Raw genomic sequence first — 13,158 nt, 5'->3', positions numbered from 1 at the left:
AGCTGTGCTCAGCTCGGTCGCAAGGTTCCTGCCTTACTTGCCCCGTCTCCAGTGCATCTCATCCCGCACAAGACCGCCATAGTATGGGTCCCGTTAGACTCTTGCGCATGGAGGGTGATCTGGAGCATGCGCTGAGGACGGGCAGTACCATCGCAGCACGGCGGGCAGCCGCGCAGCTGGTGGAGGCTTCAGAGCACGACGCCGCCCTGGCCCTGATTGCCCAGTACGCACCTGGCTCACCGGAGGTGGCAGAGCTGCTGCTGGAGATCCTCGACTCCACCGGAGTGGTGCACCGCTTTGCTGGGGCGCTGCTGTTGGATAAGACTGCGGTGGACGACGTGGCCCAGGACTCCCTGATCTCAGTGGCTGAGTCCATCGACTCCTACAGCGGCACCGGCAAGGTCACCACCTGGGTGCACAGCATTGTCAAGCGCCGTGCGGTAGACCACCTGCGCCGGCAGCGGGAGACCGCCGAGCTCAATGAACAGAACGGGCCGGCTGCCCGGATGAGCTCGATGATCGCCACCCGTACCACGGTCCAGGACGCGCTGGCCGCACTGCCGGAGAAGTACCGCATACCGGTCACCATGCGGGACATCGACTCACTGCCCTATGCGGAGATCGCCCAGAGGCTGGATCTCTCAGTGGGTACGGTCAAAGCCCAGATCAGCCGTGGCCGGGCCATGGTGGCCGCCCGCCTGCAGAACGCCGACGCCACCGGTGGTGAGACCAGTTGATGGCAGACCGAGCAGGCAGCACACAGCAGCTGGGTCACTACCAGCTGCATGAGGTGATCGGCGTAGGCTCCTTCGCCACGGTCTACCGGGCGTTGGACCAGCGGCTGGACAGCACAGTGGTGATCAAGCTGCTGGCCGAGAACCACAGCCTGAACCCTGAGATCCGGGAACGATTCATCGGCGAAGGCCGCAGCCTCCGCCGGGTACAGGGCTCCCATGTGGTGGCCATCCACGATATCGGTGAAACTGAGCGTCAACAGCCCTATCTGGTGCTCGAGCACGCCGACCGCGGCACCGTGCAGCAGCGGGTGGATCAGCTCTGGCGCAGCGGATGGCGGGCCACCGCTGATGATGTGCTCGCCTTCGCCCGTCCGCTGGCCGCCGCGGTGGATGCAGTCCACCGCGCCCAGCTGGTCCATCGCGACCTCAGTCCCGGCAACCTGCTGCTCACCGCCAAGCCCTCTGAGCTGATCAGCGATGAGACCCAGGGTCTGGACTCGGCCATCTTGGGCAGCGATGAGCGTCTGCTCATCGCCGACCTGGGCATGTGCAAGGACCTGGCGGTCAACTCCGGACTGACGGTCTCCGGAGGCACCACCGGGTTCCGTCCCCCTGAGCAGTCCGGCCCCGGCCTGGTGGACACCCGGGCCGATATCTGGGCGATGTCCGCTGTGCTGTTCTGGCTCACCCAGGAGGCTGAGCTTCCCAAAGGGGTCCACAAGGTGCTCAAGCGCGGAATGGCGGTAAAGCCGGAGCGCCGTCAGCCTGATGCCGCCAGCTGGCTGGCCGAACTGGAGCAGGCACTGGCACCCCCGTCAGCTGCGGAGTCGACCGCGGAATCAGCACCTGAGTCGGCAGCAGAGGAGCCCACGGTTTCCCAGCCACAGACCGCGTCGTCGTCCCATAAATCCTCAGGTCCCTGGCGCACTGTCATGGTGACCTCAGCGGCCCTATGCGCTGCCGCCCTGGGACTCTTAGCCGGTCTGTGGCTCAGTCCCGGGGGAGAGCCGCCCCCACCCGCCGAGGCCGGGGATGTCTCCATCGCGATCGAAGGCCCGGATGAGGTTGAGATAGGCGAACCAGCGGTGTTCACCGCCCATGTTGAGGGTGTGGACTCCTGGAGCTGGTCGCTGCCCACAGGTCATCACATCGCGGACCAGGAAGAGGCGGTACTGACCCCGACAGGGACCGGCACAGCTGAGATCGTGCTGCGCGCTCGAGCGCCCAACGGGCCCGAATTGGAGGCCCGGCACACGATTCGCGTGGTTGAATAGGTGCTGATCCCAGAATGGAACGGACCACAAGGGGATACCTGAATATGAGCAGCATCCGGCTGAACGGGCAGCAGAGGCAGATTCGGTGGGCAACAGCATTGGCTCTGGGGCGAGAACGGTGACTACCAGCTCAGGTCTGACACCGAGGAGGGTCGGGCTGGGAACCGCCCGGGGGTCATCGCAGTGGCCCCTGAGGGCTATGAGCGAGAGCTGGACTACGAGCTCGATGACCTCGATGAGGAGCGCGGAGAGGGCAGCAGACATCGGTGATGAGGACCGAGGAAGTTTTCAGAAGGAAATATTTGTAAACTCTGCAACTTTTGGCAGGTTCTCTGCGACTCATGAGTGTCAGCACCCAGCTGACCGATGTGAAACATGCACAAAGGAGACGACCGATGAGACCCACTATCCGATACACCGTGCCGGGACTGGTCACCATTGCCGCCCTCACGCTGACAGCCTGCGGCCCGGAGGACGAGGCCCCCGCAGAGTTCCAAGACGACTCCGCACAGACAGCGGAGGTGGAGCCTGCCGCGACCACCGAGGAGGCAGAAGAGCCTGAGGAGGCTGATGAGTCCGAGCAGACAGAAGAGCCTGAGGAAGACGACGACGAAGCTGACTCCGAGACGCCGGGAACCCCCACAGATTCCACACTGAACCACGAGGACGCGGTAGACACCATCACCTACCCCATCTCCACCAGCTCAGGCATCGAGGGTGAGATCTCCATGGGATTGCACTCCCTGGAGGTGACAGACCAGGGGATGCTGCTGACCATGAGCTTTGTGCCCGAGTACGATGACTCAAACAGGCCGGAACGGTTCTACGACGGCCTGCACACCGCCCGCAACATCGACTCACATCTGATGCCGGTGGTCAGTGACCGCGCCAATATGAAGGCCTACTACGTGCCCAATGAGGCAGGGGAGCACCTCTTCGGCTGGGTCCCAGCCAACAGAGGGCCATGGGCTTCCGGACTGGACATCCGGCCGCGCTCTGGGGAGACGGTAGCCTTCTGGGCCTACTATCCGGTACCAGAGGACGAGATCGAGGTAGTCGATATCGCAGTGATGGACGGGGTTCAGGAGTTCCGCGACGTGGAGATCGACTGGGGCGCTTATGAGCCCGGCGATTACGGTGATCTCCCTGAGGATGATAACGATGAGTGAGCTAGCAGCGCGCCGCCGCGGGACCACTATGCTCACCGCCGCAGTGCTTTCTGCAGGACTGCTGCTGTCAACGGCAGCACCCGGCGTTGCAGACGATGAGCAGCCCACAGAACCACCTGAGGCCCCGGAGGAGATCGGCAGCATAGACGACTTTATAGTCAGCTATCAGGGTGATGAGTTCATCCGCCGCTATGACGGCGCAGAGTTCGTGCACCGGCTCGGCTCCGGGGAGCGGCAGGAGCAGGACCTGATCGTCCTGGAGACCGACATCCTCTTCAGCTCCAATGAGTGGGAGCTGCCGGAAAACGCCGGGGACCACCTGGCCGAGCTGGTCGAACAGATCCCCGAAGGCGCCTCAGTCACAGTCCACGGCCACACCGACTCCCGGCCGGTCAACCAGGAACTCTACGACTTTGACAACCAGGAGCTCTCGGAAAACCGTGCCCAGGCGGTGGCAGACGCGCTGGAGGAGAAACGGCCCGACCTGCAGCTGACCGTAGCAGGCTTCGGAGACTCCGAGCCGGCCGTTGATGAGGACGAAGACGATCCCTCAACCTTCGCCGCCAATCGGCGGGTGGAAATCCGCTATGACGGCTGAGCCCCAGACGAGGTTCCGGTCCCCGGCGCGTGCCTGCCGCCGGGGACGGCGCCTGCGGGGATACTGGAGAGGATGAACGCCCTGCCACGCCCTGCTGCACCCTGCCTTGTTCTCACCATTCTGCTGCTCAGCGGCTGTGAGGCAAGCCCGGAGGCACAGGACGATCCGCTCGGCGGCGGCTCACTGGGATCTTCAGTGGATGAGGCCCAGGCCTCAGCCCCGGAGCCTGAGGGCGAGCAGCTGGACCACCAGCAGATGCGCCAGGCGCTTGAGGATCACACCAGTGCAGCGACCATCACTGACACCGATGACTGGTGGCCGCATATCCGCGATCTCAACCGGGAGCTGCAGCGGCTTCAGGTGGACCCCACCGACTGCAAGCCCTACGTGACCGCCTCCGCACTGCCGGTGCCCACCGGAGCACTCGGCGCGCTCGCAGAGGACGGGGACGCCCAGACGGTCATCTACTCCTTCGAGGATGCTGCCGCCGCCCAGGAGCACCTCTCCTCAGAACGCACCGGAATCAGCCGCTGCGCTGAGCACACGGTGATCCGCGACCTGGGGGAGGCAGAAGCGCAGGCCGAGACCGAGCTCACCGAGCTCGAACTGCTTTCCGGCGCCGAGGAGCACCTGGCCGTGCGCCGAGTGATGACCACCGGCGGCGAGGAGCACCGTCACCTGGCCGTGCTGCTGCGCCACGGGGCGCTGATCGTGCTCAGCACCGCACCTGAAGACCCGGAAACAGAGGAGGACGACGCACTGGCCGCCTTGGAGGCTGAGGCCGCCCTGGTCCTCTCTCAGCTGGTGGGGGAGGAGATCATCGCCCCCGAGCCGGAGCCCGAAGAGGATGAGGACGAAGATGAGGCTGAGGAGAACGCCGATTCGGATGAAGAGGCCGAGCCCGAAGGCTCAGCAGAAGATGGCGACTCAGACGACTGAGCGTGACCGCTCCACCAGATGGGCCACCGCCTCACCGACCGGCACATCCTGAGCCTGGCCGCTGCGCCGGTCCTTGACCTCCACCTGACCGTCTTTCAGGCCACGGCCGACCACTAGGATTATCGGCACACCCAGCAGCTCGGCGTCGCCGAACTTCACGCCGGCGGAAACCTTGGGCCGGTCGTCATAGATCACGCTCAGCCCGGCGGCCTCCAGGTCACCAGCCAGCTTCTCGGCGGTCTCAAAGATCTCGGTGCCCTTGCCAGTGGCCACCAGATGCACATCAGCCGGGGCCACCGCGGCCGGCCAGATGATCCCCTTCTCATCATGGTTGGCCTCCACCAGGGCGGCCATCGCCCGGGTCACCCCGAAGCCGTAGGAGCCCATGGTGACGATGACCTGCTTGCCGTTCTCATCGAGCACCTTCAGCCCCAGGGCATCGGCATACCGTTGGCCGAGCATGAAGATATGGCCCATCTCAATCCCTCGGCGGGTGCTCAGCGGCCCGGACTCATCCGGTGCCTCATCACCGTCACGGACCACCACGGACTCGATAGTCCCGTCCCAGGCGAAGTCGCGACCAGCCACCAAGCCGAAGACATGCTGATCAGGCTCATTGGCCCCAGTGATCCACCGAGTACCCGGCACAATCCGCGGATCTGCCAGGTAGGGGATCCCGGTGGCTGAGGGCCTCTCCTCAGAGGCGCCCAGGTGGGGCGCATCCAGGCTCAGGCTCGGGCCGATATAGCCGCGCACCAGCTCCGGATGTCTGGCAAAGTCCGTGGACTCAGCAGCCTCCACGGAGATCTCCCCGGGAATGCCGAGCTTCACGCCGATAGTGGCCTCGGCACGTTTGAGATCCACATCCCGGTCACCGGGGACTGCGATCACCGCGATTCTGCGCTCACCCTCGGGGGTGACCACGGCGACCACTACGTTCTTCAGGGTGTCTGCCGCCGTCCACGGCCGATCCTCGCGGGGGTGGTTGGCATTGGCGGCATCCACCAGTGTGGCGATGGTGTCCGTGCCTGGGGTGTAGTGCACTTCAGCAGGCGGGGCGTCGTCGTAATCCACCGGCTGCGGGGGCACCGTGGTGACCGCTTCCACATTGGCCCGGTACCCGCCGGGGGACTCCACAAAGGTGTCCTCGCCGATCGCGCAGGGGAAGAGGAACTCCTCAGAGGCCGAACCTCCCATCGCCCCGGAGACCGCGCTGACCGGAATCGCAGGCAGCCCCAGACGCTCAAAGATCCGCACGTAGGCGGCCCGATAGGCGTTGTAGGCGGCCTGCTGATCCTCCTCGGTGACGCAGAAGGAGTAGGCGTCCTTCATGATGAACTCGCGGCCGCGCAGCAGCCCGGCCCGCGGACGCGCCTCATCCCGGTACTTGGTCTGGATCTGGTAGAGGTTCAGCGGCAGATCCTTATAGCTGGAGTAGAGGTCCTTCACCAGCAGGGTGAAAACCTCCTCATGTGTGGGTGCCAGCAGGTGATTGGGCAGCCGGACGGTCAGGGTCTCGCCGTTCTCATCGGTGTACTCGATGCCCTCAGCCTTGCGGTCGGGCACCCGGAAGATCCCGTCACCGTACTGTTCCCAGCGGCCGGTGGCCTCGTAGGGCTCCTTGGGCAGCAGAGCGGGGAAGTGCACCTCCTGGGCGCCGATGGCGGCCATCTCCTCACGTACGATCTGCTCAATCTTGCGCAGCACGGTCAGCCCCAGCGGCAGCCAGGAATAGATCCCGGCACCGGCCTGGCGGATATATCCGGCCCGGACCAGCAGCTGGTGGCTGGCCACTTCGGCGCCGACGGGGTTATCGCGCAGCGTGCGCAGAAACAGATGGGACAGGCGTGTGGTCATGGGGGAGAGTCTAGTCCGGCCAGCCGCCCCGATGCTGAGAGCTGAGAGTTTGGCACAATGAGTTCCATGGCAGTCCCACCGCGCGCAACCGAGAACAACAGGTTCAAGGGTTCCGGGGCCGAGCAGCTGGCCGGGCTCATTGAGCCCACGGTCACCTCCCACGGCCTCTACCTGGAGGAGCTGACGCTCACCGGCAAGGGGGAGCGCACCCTGCTGCAGGTAGTGATCGACTACGCTGAGGGCACCAAGCAGGTAGGCCTGGACACCCTGGCCGGGCTCTCCGAGGCGCTGTCGGTGGTCTTAGACAAGGCAGAAGCCGCCGCCTCCCCGCTGATTGCCCTGCCCGCCTACGAGCTGGAGGTCTCCACCCCCGGAGCCACCCGGCCGCTCACCGAACCCAGGCACTTCCGGCGCAATATCGGCCGACTGCTGGAGATTGATCTGCGCGCCGACGCCCCGGCCCAGGGTGCCAAGGGGAAGGGAGCGCTGACAGCCCGGCTGAAAGAGGTGGATGCCGGCGGCGTCGTCGTTGAAGAGATCAAGCCGGCACCCAAGAAGGGGATGAAGCCCAAAGCGGGGCCGCAGAAACATATCGGGTTCGAATCCATCGCCCGGGCTCGCGTCCAGGTAGAGTTTTCACACACCGACTGAAGATGGTTGACCGGAGGCACAAGTGGATATCGATATGAGCGCCCTGCGCATGCTCGTCCAAGAGCGCGACATTCCTCTCGAGCGGCTGATGCCTGCCATTGAGCAGGCGCTTGTACTCGCCTATCACAAGAGCCCCGGCGCGCTGCAGCAGGCCCGCGCCGAGGTGGATACTCAGACCGGTCATGTCACCATCTGGGCCAAGGAGCTCGATGAGGACGGTACAGTCATCGGTGAGTTTGACGACACGCCGAAGAACTTCGGCCGGGTGGCAGCCTCCACCGCCCGCCAGGTGATTATGCAGCGCATCCGCGACGCTGAGGATGAGACAGTGATCGGGGAGTTCAAGTCAAAGCAGGGTGAGCTGGTCTCCGGAATCGTGCAGCAGGATCGCAGCCCGCACACCGTCAAGGTAGACATCGGCGGGGTGGAGGCTGACCTGCCTGCCCAGGAGCATGTGCCCGGTGAGACCTATCCGCACGGCTCCCGGCTGCGCGCCTTTGTGGTGGATGTCCACCGCGGGTTCAAAGGCCCGCAGATCACCCTCTCTCGCTCCCATCCGGGGCTGGTGAAGAAGCTGTTTGCCCACGAGGTGCCCGAAATCGCTGACGGTACCGTGGAGATCACCTCCATTGCCCGTGAGGCCGGGCATCGCACCAAGATCGCGGTGCGCCCGGCCCAGGCCGGGATCAATGCCAAGGGGGCCTGCATCGGCGCAATGGGCTCCCGGGTCCGGGCGGTGATGACCGAGCTCAATGACGAGAAGATCGACATCATCGACTACGCGGATGACCCCGCCCAGTTCATCGCCAATGGGCTCTCTCCGGCCAAGGTGAGTTCAGTCACCATTCTGGACGAAACCACCCGGTCCGCCAGGGCCGTGGTCCCGGAGTACCAGCTGTCTCTGGCCATCGGCAAAGAGGGGCAGAACGCCCGGCTGGCAGCCAAGCTCACCGGCTGGCGGATCGATATTGTGTCTGACGCCGCCCCGGCTGCGGCTTGACCGCCCTGGTAGACTCGGATGGTCCCAATCAGGACGTGCGTCGGCTGCCGGCAGCGCACTGAGCAGGACAGTGTCGTGAGATTCGCACTCAGCGGCGACCAGGTTGTTCTGGACGCCGAGCGGAGGGTGCCCGGCCGTGGGGCCTGGCTCCATCCGGACCGCGAATGCTTTGAGACCGCGCTGAAGCGCAGAGCCTTTAGCCGGGCTTTCCGCCGAGCGGTCCAGACGGCACAGCTGGATTTTGATCAGATGACCACCACTAACGGAAGCGGGTTGGAAAGAGATGAACACCCGATGAGTACCGACGGATGAGCGCCCAGTGATGAGCCCCATTCATACCGTCACGGAATCAAGCACGCTAAACGGCCTGCTCCTGATGTCCCGCTGATACCGAGCCCCGCTTGGTCAGCGGGGTATTGCGCGGGCCAGACAAGGAGAACAGTGGCCAAGGCCCGCGTACACGAGATTGCCAAAGAGATCGGCGTCTCATCCAAAGAAGCGCTCGCAAAGCTCCAGGAGCTGGGCGAGTTCGTCAAATCGCCGTCCTCAACGGTGGAGCCCCCGGTGGCCAAGAAGCTCCGGGCCGCCTTCCCCCAGGCAGAGAAGGCGGCTGAAGCTCCGGCTGAGAAGAAGCCAGCGCCCAAGCCCGCCCCTAAGAAGCCTGCCGCGCCTAAGCCTGCTGCCGAGCAGCCTGCCAAGGACGACGCCGCCGGCTCAGCTGCCCAGCCCCCGGCCTCAGAGGCTGAGGCTCCAGCACCCAAACCATCCACTGGCGCCCCCAAGCCCGGCGGCCCCAAGCCGCCGGCCCCCGGACCGACGCCCGGTGCGGCCAAGCCGCGCAGCGGCGGAAACAACCCCTTCGGCCTCTCCTCCGACCGGGGGGGCTCGCGTTCCAGCGGCGGACCGCGGCCGGCAGGGCCCCGTCCTGGTGGTCCCCGTCCCGGCGGTCCGCGTCCGGGCAACAACCCTTTCGCCCCCCGGCAGGGCATGCGCGGCGGCGACCGCGGTGCGACCCGTCCTGGCAGTCCCCGCCCCGGCGGTCCGCGGCCAGGCGCTGAGGCGCGTCCCGGTCCGCGGCCAGGAGGTGCGCCTAAGCCTTCGATGATGCCCGGGCAGGCCCCGGCCCCCGGCCGCGGCGGTGCACCCGGCGGCCCCCCTGCTGGTGGTCCGCCTCGTGGGCGCGGCGGTGGACGTGGCCGCGGTGGAGCAGCCGGTGCTTTCGGGCGCGGCGGCTCCCGTTCCAAGGCACGGAAGTCCAAGCGCGCCAAGCGTCAGGAGCTGGAGCAGAAGCACACCCGCGAGATCGGCGGCGTGCGCGTCCCCAAGGGTGACGGCAGCACTGTTGTCCGGCTGCGCCGCGGCTCATCCCTGGGTGACTTTGCTGAGAAGATCGGCGCCGAGCCGGCAGCGCTGATCACCGTGCTGATGAAGCTCGGTGAGATGGCCACTGCCAACCAGTCCTTGGACGAGGAGACCTTCCAGCTGCTGGGCGATGAGCTCGGCTACGTGGTGGAGATCGTCTCTCCGGAGGACGAGGACCGCGAGCTGCTGGAGTCCTTCAGCATCAACCTGGAGGAGGAGGCAGCAGGCGAGTCTGCGGAGGACCTGGCAGCCAGGGCTCCGGTGGTCACCGTGATGGGTCACGTGGACCACGGTAAGACCCGCCTGCTGGACGCCATCCGCTCATCCAACGTCACTGAGGGCGAGGCCGGCGGCATTACCCAGCACATCGGCGCCTATCAGGTGGAGGCCCCGCATGAGGGTCAGAACCGTGCCCTGACCTTCATCGACACCCCCGGTCACGAGGCGTTCACCGCCATGCGTGCCCGCGGTGCCAAGGTCACCGATATCGCTGTGCTGGTAGTCGCCGCCGATGACGGCGTGATGCCTCAGACCGTGGAGGCGCTCAACCACGCCAAGGCTGCCAATGTGCCGGTGGTGGTGGCGGTCAACAAGATCGACAAGGAGGGCGCAGCCCCGGATAAGATCCGCGGCCAGCTCACTGAGTATGAGCTGATCCCCGAGGAGTACGGCGGTGATGTGATGTTCGTGGACGTCTCAGCACGTCAGAACCAGAACATCGACGATCTGCTCGAGGCAGTGCTGCTCACCGCAGACGCCGCCCTGGAGCTGAAGGCCAATCCCAATAAGGAAGCCCGCGGTGTGGCCATCGAGGCCAACCTGGATAAGGGTCGTGGTGCGGTAGCCACGGTGCTGGTCCAGTCCGGCACCCTGCGAGTGGGCGACAATATGGTGGCCGGAACCGCCTTCGGCCGGGTGCGCGCCATGTTTGACGAGAACGGCGACCCGGTCGAGGAGGCTACTCCCTCCCGTCCGGTGCAGGTGCTGGGTCTGTCCACAGTGCCGCGGGCCGGCGACAGCTTCCTGGTCACCGGTGATGACCGTACCGCTCGCCAGATCGCTGAGAAGCGTGAGGCTGCAGAGCGCAACGCCCTGCTGGCCAAGCGCCGCAAGCGGATCACTCTGGAGGACTTCGACCAGGCTGTGGCCGAGGGCAAGATCGACACCCTCAACCTGATCCTCAAGGGTGATGTCTCCGGTGCCGTGGAGGCCCTGGAGGACGCCCTGCTGAAGATCGACGTGGGTGCCGAGGTCCAGCTGCGGGTCATCCACCGCGGGGTGGGTGCCATCACCCAGAACGACGTCAACCTGGCCACCGTGGACAACGCCGTGATCATCGGCTTCAACGTCCGCCCGGCCGAGCGTGTCACCGAGCTGGCTGACCGTGAGGGCGTGGACATGCGCTTCTACTCGGTCATCTACGCCGCCATCGACGATATCGAGGCCGCGCTGAAGGGCATGCTCAAGCCGGAGTACGAGGAGGTGGAGTTGGGCTCCGCGGAGATCCGTGAAGTCTTCCGCTCCTCCAAGTTCGGCAACATCGCCGGCTCCATGGTCCGCTCGGGCATCATCCGCCGCAACGCCAAGGCCCGCCTGGTGCGCGACGGCAATGTGGTGGTAGACAGCCTCACTATCGAGTCGCTGAAGCGGTTCAAGGACGATGCCACCGAGGTCCGCGAGGGCTTCGAGTGCGGTATCGGCCTGGGCTCCTTCAACGACATCCAGGAAGGCGACGTCATCGAAACCTGGGAGATGCGCGAAATCCCGCGCACCTAGTGCCGAGCCCTTGTCGTTCGGTGGCCCCGTATGACCACGATATCGGCCATTATTGGGATGAAACGTCGTCACCCGGGGCCACCGTATACGGGGCTAGGCTTGAGCTACGACCTCTGAAAGGAGAACACCATGGCTGACCCCGCACGCGCATCACGGCTGGCCGCCCGCATCAAGGTGATTGTGGCTGAGGCTCTGCGCACCCGGGTGAAAGATGACCGCGCCGAGCGAATCACCATCACCGACGCCCGGGTCACCAATGACCTGCAGCACGCCACGGTCTACTACACGGTGCTGGCAGAGGACGACGACGCCAAGGCAGAGGGTGCCCAGTTACTGGAGGTCAACCGGGGCGCGCTGCGCCACGAGTTGGGCCGGCAGCTGAGCATCCGGCTGACCCCCACCCTGGAGTTCGTTGCTGACGAGATTCCGGAGTCCGCTGCCCACCTGGAGGACTTGCTGCGCAAGGCCCGTGAACAGGATGAGCGGGTCAAAAACCTGCGCGGCAACGCAGACCCGGTCTCCGACAACGCCTACCGTTCACAGGGGGAGACAGGGTCCTGACCCTGCGCCCACCCCCGAACCAATCTTTGAGTGCGTGATCTGTGCAGCATTTTGGCGGGTTTCACGGTAGAACTACTGCACAAACTATGCACTCAGCACCGGAGAGGACGAGGACTAGGTGGGGAAGAAGCAGAGGCCTGAGGAGTTAGAAGTCGGCTCCGGGCTGGTTCTGGTGGATAAGCCCGCCGGCTGGACCAGTCATAACGTGGTCGGGCGGATCCGCAAGTTGGCCGGCACTCGCAAGGTCGGCCATGCCGGCACTCTGGACCCGATGGCCACCGGGGTGCTGGTGGTCGGCATTAACCGCGCCACCCGGCTGCTAACCCACATCGTGGGGGTGGACAAGACCTATACGGCCACTGTGCGGCTGGGTGAGTCCAGTACTACCGACGACGCCGAAGGCGAAGTCACCGCCACCCGGTTCGCCAATGCAGTAACTAGGGAGAACATCGACGACGCTGTCACTCGGCTGACCGGGGAGATCATGCAGGTGCCCAGCACCGTCAGCGCGATCAAGGTGGACGGCAGGCGCGCTTATGACCGTGCCCGTGCTGGCGAGGACGTGGAGTTGGATGCTCGGCCGGTCACCGTCCACCGCTTTCTGATTCACGATCTGCGCCGGGTTGAGGGCGGGAGGCTGATCGACCTGGATATTGAGGTTACCGTCTCCTCCGGAACCTATGTGCGCGCCCTGGCCCGGGACCTCGGCGAGCTGTTGGAGTCTGGTGGGCATCTCACCGCGCTGCGTCGTACCGCCGTGGGCCCCTACGTTCAGGATCAGTGCCTCACCCTGGAGCAGCTAGCCGAGGATTTCGGCTACATCGGGATGGCCGAGGCCGCCGCCCAGCTCTTCCCCGCCAGACAGGTCACCGCAGAGGAGGCCGAGCATCTGCGCCACGGCCGCCGCATCACCGCCTCGGGTGGTGCTTCGGGTCTGAAGGCCGGCGCCGCTGCAGCCGGCCGAGAGCGGCTGGACCCTGTGCCCGGTCGCGGGACCAGCGCTGAGCTCACCGCCGCCTTCGCCCCGGATGGTGAGCTGGTTGCTCTGCTGAAGGACGTCCCCGCCAAGCCCGGGGCGTCGTCGTCCCCTGATGCCGCCCAGGCCGCAGTGTCGGGCCCAGCAGCTCTGCAAGCAAAACCGGAGCTCGTCTTCGCCAGCTGAGCTGAAGCTTTTGTCGCGGGATTCGCCCATTCGTCATCATTCGGGCTAGGCAAGCTCAGCGCTCAGGCCACC

At 65.5% G+C, this 13,158-nt stretch carries 12 protein-coding genes; 11 read left to right on the top strand and 1 reads right to left on the bottom strand.

Features of this window, described 5'->3' with window-relative positions; genetic code table 11:
* The first annotated feature begins 107 nt into the window (after positions 1–107).
* The 5 genes from F0311_RS03930 (at position 108) to F0311_RS03910 (ending at position 4,717) form a co-directional block, all read left to right on the top strand.
* Positions 108–737, top strand: a complete 630-nt coding sequence (locus tag F0311_RS03930; protein WP_191089723.1) for an RNA polymerase sigma factor — start codon at positions 108–110, stop codon at positions 735–737.
* Entirely contained in the window at positions 737–2,011 is a 1,275-nt protein-coding gene (locus tag F0311_RS03925; RefSeq protein WP_150460657.1) for a serine/threonine-protein kinase, read from the top strand. Before F0311_RS03930 ends, F0311_RS03925 begins: the two co-directional genes overlap by 1 nt.
* A gap of 395 nt (positions 2,012–2,406) precedes the next feature.
* Positions 2,407–3,180, top strand: a complete 774-nt coding sequence (locus tag F0311_RS03920; protein ID WP_150460656.1) for a hypothetical protein — start codon at positions 2,407–2,409, stop codon at positions 3,178–3,180.
* On the top strand, positions 3,173–3,778 hold the full coding sequence (locus F0311_RS03915) for an OmpA family protein (protein WP_191089722.1): 606 nt from the start codon (positions 3,173–3,175) through the stop codon (positions 3,776–3,778). Before F0311_RS03920 ends, F0311_RS03915 begins: the two co-directional genes overlap by 8 nt.
* A gap of 72 nt (positions 3,779–3,850) precedes the next feature.
* Entirely contained in the window at positions 3,851–4,717 is an 867-nt protein-coding gene (locus tag F0311_RS03910) for a hypothetical protein (protein ID WP_150460654.1), read from the top strand.
* Here the strand turns inward: F0311_RS03910 and F0311_RS03905 are convergent.
* On the bottom strand, positions 4,706–6,574 hold the full coding sequence (locus tag F0311_RS03905) for a proline--tRNA ligase (RefSeq protein ID WP_150460653.1): 1,869 nt from the start codon (positions 6,572–6,574) through the stop codon (positions 4,706–4,708). The genes F0311_RS03910 and F0311_RS03905 overlap by 12 nt on opposite strands.
* Positions 6,575–6,640: 66 nt before the next feature.
* Here F0311_RS03905 and F0311_RS03900 point away from each other — a divergent pair, with 66 nt between their 5' ends.
* The 6 genes from F0311_RS03900 (at position 6,641) to truB (ending at position 13,086) form a co-directional block, all read left to right on the top strand.
* Entirely contained in the window at positions 6,641–7,225 is a 585-nt protein-coding gene (locus F0311_RS03900; RefSeq protein WP_191089721.1) for a ribosome maturation factor RimP, read from the top strand.
* A gap of 22 nt (positions 7,226–7,247) precedes the next feature.
* A complete protein-coding gene (gene nusA, locus F0311_RS03895) occupies positions 7,248–8,225 on the top strand; it encodes a transcription termination factor NusA (protein WP_150460651.1) in 978 nt (325 codons plus the stop codon).
* Between the two features lie 18 nt (positions 8,226–8,243).
* A complete protein-coding gene (locus tag F0311_RS03890) occupies positions 8,244–8,537 on the top strand; it encodes a YlxR family protein (protein WP_150460650.1) in 294 nt (97 codons plus the stop codon).
* 129 nt (positions 8,538–8,666) lie between these two features.
* Positions 8,667–11,363 (top strand): translation initiation factor IF-2, encoded by a 2,697-nt coding sequence (infB, locus tag F0311_RS03885; RefSeq protein ID WP_150460649.1) that lies wholly within the window; start codon positions 8,667–8,669, stop codon positions 11,361–11,363.
* A 129-nt stretch (positions 11,364–11,492) separates the two neighbouring features.
* Complete coding sequence (gene rbfA, locus F0311_RS03880) at positions 11,493–11,924, top strand: 30S ribosome-binding factor RbfA (protein ID WP_150460648.1); 432 nt, start codon at positions 11,493–11,495, stop codon at positions 11,922–11,924.
* A gap of 118 nt (positions 11,925–12,042) precedes the next feature.
* Positions 12,043–13,086, top strand: coding sequence for a tRNA pseudouridine(55) synthase TruB (truB, locus tag F0311_RS03875; RefSeq protein WP_150460647.1), 1,044 nt, complete (start codon positions 12,043–12,045; stop codon positions 13,084–13,086).
* Positions 13,087–13,158: the final 72 nt, after the last annotated feature.

The organism is Nesterenkonia ebinurensis (assembly GCF_008711175.1).
GTDB classification, from domain to species: Bacteria; Actinomycetota; Actinomycetes; order Actinomycetales; family Micrococcaceae; genus Nesterenkonia; species Nesterenkonia ebinurensis.
This window is presented reverse-complemented; position numbering and strand designations above follow the sequence as displayed.